The 3941-nt window shown below is 33.7% G+C and carries 3 protein-coding genes and 1 pseudogene; 2 read left to right on the forward strand and 2 right to left on the reverse strand.

Annotated elements, in window-relative coordinates; all coding sequences use genetic code 11:
* Together P8H68_RS07085 and P8H68_RS07090 are read right to left on the reverse strand one after the other, a co-directional pair.
* Positions 1–740: pseudogene (locus P8H68_RS07085) on the reverse strand (FeS-binding protein); the annotation flags it as partial.
* 8 nt (positions 741–748) lie between these two features.
* Positions 749–2080 (reverse strand): FAD/NAD(P)-binding oxidoreductase, encoded by a 1332-nt coding sequence (locus P8H68_RS07090; protein ID WP_300322866.1) that lies wholly within the window; start codon positions 2078–2080, stop codon positions 749–751.
* Between the two features lie 212 nt (positions 2081–2292).
* Between P8H68_RS07090 and P8H68_RS07095 the strand changes: the two genes are divergently transcribed.
* Both P8H68_RS07095 and P8H68_RS07100 read left to right on the forward strand, forming a co-directional pair.
* Complete coding sequence (locus tag P8H68_RS07095) at positions 2293–3177, forward strand: hypothetical protein (protein WP_300322868.1); 885 nt, start codon at positions 2293–2295, stop codon at positions 3175–3177.
* Positions 3178–3941: glycoside hydrolase (locus P8H68_RS07100; protein ID WP_300322870.1), on the forward strand; the 764-nt coding region annotated here is incomplete at its 3' end. It abuts the gene before it with no gap.

Below are 3941 nucleotides of genomic sequence, written 5' to 3' on the forward strand. Positions count from 1 at the left end.
ACTCCTGTCCGAACCATTTGATAGGCATTGTGTCTGTATTTAATGAACATGCGAATGGCAAAAACTGTCATTACCGAACAATACATAAAACCATACAAAAACCATTGGCTAGAAGGATTTCCACTCAAACCTTTACTAACAGGGTTTACAGATAAAATAGGATTTACCAAGTAATTTGGAAAGAAATACAGCAACACATAAAATCCAACAAAATAAACAAAGGCAATCATCCCCATCCAACCTTTATTGGTTGCTGCATGCTGCATGATTCCATTATTTTTTATTCCTGCCGGTCCCAACAATTTATAATCTGAACCAAAAGCAATTATTCCACCTAGTATTGCCAAACCAAAGGTCATCCAAAAAAACAACAATTGATTTTCAGACACCCAACCAATGGCAGAAACTCTTACCAAAGGATATACATATTCTTTTGATGTTTTATTCCATTTTAGTTTCATTACTTTTTCCCAAGCAATATTCTCTTGACTCAATTGATACGCATCAGAGGCTTTTCCTAATTCTATAATTTTATTAGACAGTTCAAAAGTGCTCAATTCTTTTGCAACAATGCTCGCCTGAGCCTTTTCAATAAAAAATTCACTTTTGATATTTTTAGAAACAATCCATCCATCAAACACTTCTTGTGAGACATAATTTTTAGAAGTAAAAATACTACCCGTAAAAAACACAAATCCAACGAGACTTATGATTAATCCAATTTGTTTTATCGTTTTCATCTCTTTCTTTAGGCTTTTAAAAATATTCTTTTCCAACTTTTTGTTCTCACTTTTAACTGAGCATTAAAATCGGCGTTGTATTTGTCAATAATTTCTTGTTCATACTGTTTGAAAAATTCAGGATCAAAATTGGCATCCTTCAAATGCTCCAAAACTTTTTCTACGGACGATTTCTCTGTTAACCAAGTGTCAAAACGTTCATGTCGTAATCGAATTCCAAAAGTATTGATCCCTAAAAAAGTCTTTGACTCTTTGTCAAAACTGATGATGATGCTTTTTTTACCGGTAGCATCCTGCCAAGAAAAACGATTTTCATTTTCTTTGGGTTGTGCCCATACCCAGCCATAGGTTTGATATTCTATATCAATAAACTTTGCAGAATTGAACCAATGTCCTGGTTTGTATGCTGCAGGTGTCCCACAAATTGTTCTCGCAACTGTTTCTCCCATCATTCTACCCGTATACCAAACGGCTTCTATGGGTCTTCTTTGTCCAATGGCATTGTGTTGTTCCGCACAATCACCAATGGCATATATACCTTTACAATTTGTTTGTAAAAATTCATTGACTAAAATTCCTCTATGGGTCTCGATTGAAGAATCTTTTACAAATTCAATATTCGGACTCACCCCAGCAGTCAAACCTACTACAGTGCATTCTATCGTTTCTCCTTTATCAGTAACAACAGCTTTTGCCCTTCCATTTTCATCCGAAATAACTTCTTTAAGACTCGTACTCAACCGAAGATCAATATGGTTTTCTCTAATTTCTCTGTTGATAATTTCGGATTGTTCCTTTGGCAAAACACCATTCCAAAAACTTGACTCTCTCACCAAAAATGTAACAGGGATATTTCTTGAGTGTAACATTTCTGCCATTTCAATACCTATCAATCCACCACCAACAATGACAGCTCTTTTACAATTTTTGGAATTTTCCTCTAGGCTTTCTAAGTCTTGTTTAGAATATAATCCCTGAACTCCCTTAAGGTCTTGACCTGGCCATCCAAACTTATTCGGCTTAGAGCCTGTAGCTATAATTAAATCATCAAATAAAATTTCTGATCCATCACTTAAGTTTAATTTTTTATCGGCAGAATCTATGGTTTTTACTCGTCCTTCAACAAGAGCAATTCTATTTTTTTTCCAAAACCATTTTTCATAGGGCTGGGTATGCTTGAACTCCATATGGCCCATAAAAACATACATCAATGCCGTTCTAGAAAAAAAGTACTTTGATTCGGCCGAAATTATAGTAATACGATGATCACTTAATTTTCTAATATGCCTAGCAGCCGTTACTCCGGAAATTCCATTTCCAATAATTACAACATGTTTCATAAAATTAGGTTCCTTAGGTTCATACATCAATAATTGATATACTTTGTAGTTCTATTAAAAGTAAGAAATCTACAAGTCTTAGGTCGAAACATTTTCAAGAACTTAACTCAAATAAAAAAAAGAACCCAATTTAGAATCATTAAAAACAACAATCTATTTGTAAGGAATTTTACTCAAACTATACTTTTAATGTGAACTTAACATCAAACAAAATGATTCAAAAAACAACTAATTTTCTTTTTATAACATTGTTTATATCAGGAATATCGTACGCTCAAGAAAGCAATATCCAAACCTATACACCTTCAAAATTATTACACAAAGGCCAAGTAGATGTAAAGTGGTTTAACAATTTTTATACCCAAACGGAGGATCCTTGGAGAGGAGAGCACCCAAGAGAAAACTATTTTACAGCCACCTTTGAAACCTTTTATGGAGTTAGTGAAAACTCACGTTTTAACGTTGGATTGGTATTCAATGTAAAATCAAATAACATCGGTGGAAAAAGTTGGTTCTCTCCAATAAACTTTGCAAATGAAGAAGGTGTTTCCAGATCTGGGTTTACCTCTATTGCTCCAAGCATTAGTTTTCAACCTTTAAAGAACGTTGGAAACTTCTCCATACGTACAGGTGTTTTTATTCCTTTAGTCGATCATGAAAAAGAGAATGGCGTTTATCTTGACAAAAAAAGTTATGTATGGGAAACAAAATTCTTTTATGACTACACATTCCCAAGCGGAAAATGGCAATTATTTACTGAATTAGATACTCAATTTAACTTTGGAGAAAAATACGAAGAAGATGCTAATAAAACATCTGAAGGAGGCTTTGCAAACAACAGTCTTGGACTACCTGTAAGTGCTTTTGTTAGTTATTTCCCTAGTTCAAAATCTACAGTTTATCTGCAAACTCAGCAATATTTTTTAATTGATTTGGGCAATGATTTTGGTCAAGAATATACACAATTAGGAATTGGAGGAAAATACCAAGTGACAAGAGCTTTGAATATTGAAGTATCCTATACAAATTTTGTAAGAGGATCTGATTCTGGTTTTGGAGAAACCCTTAACTTAGGGCTTCGATTCATATCCAACTAAATGAAAATTTACAACGTATTATTTTTTTTCATAGCAATAGTCCTTTTTTCTTGTCAAGCACAAGAGAAAAGGACTTCTTCTATTAATGGACTTAGTTTTGTTGCATCCGACAGAAAAATAACCACTAAGGATATTCAACCTGTTCTTAACATAAACGCGAATTGGGTGGCGATTATGCCTTTTGGGTTTATGCCTTCAGAAAAAAAACCTTCTTTAAGCTTCAATACAAAATGGCAATGGTGGGGAGAAACGGCACACGGAGTCCGAACGACTTCTGATTATTTTAAGGATAAAAAAATCAAAAGAATGCTCAAACCTCAACTTTGGATCAAGGGAGGTTTCTTTACGGGTCATATGAAAATGACCACTGAAAAAGATTGGTTGGCATTAGAAAAAAACTATGAAAATTTTATTTTGTTTTACGCTGAACTAGCACAAACCTCTCATTTTGAACTTTTTTGCATTGGAACGGAATTAAATTATTTTGTAAGTGAAAGACCAAAGTTCTGGATAGAATTGATTCATAAAATCAAAAAAATATACAAAAGAAAAATCACCTATGCGGCCAATTGGGACTCTTATCAAAACCCACAATTTTGGTCGCAATTGGATTATATTGGAATTGATGCTTACTTTCCTTTAACGGATGTAAAAACACCAAGTATAGACGAATTGTTGGTTGCATGGAACCCCATCAAAAAAGAGCTGGAAAACTTTTCCGAAAAAAATCAAAAATCAATTATCTTTACAGAATACGGCTATAG

This window comes from Flavicella sp. (genome assembly GCF_029238425.1).
In the GTDB taxonomy this organism is placed as follows: Bacteria; Bacteroidota; Bacteroidia; order Flavobacteriales; family Flavobacteriaceae; genus Flavicella.

Excerpts from the sequence above, each read along its gene's own strand:
- P8H68_RS07090 (WP_300322866.1), bottom strand. The coding sequence starts at position 2,080 with ATGAAACATGTTGTAATTATTGGAAATGGAATTTCCGGAGTAACGGCT.
- P8H68_RS07095 (WP_300322868.1), top strand. The coding sequence starts at position 2,293 with ATGATTCAAAAAACAACTAATTTTCTTTTTATAACATTGTTTATATCA.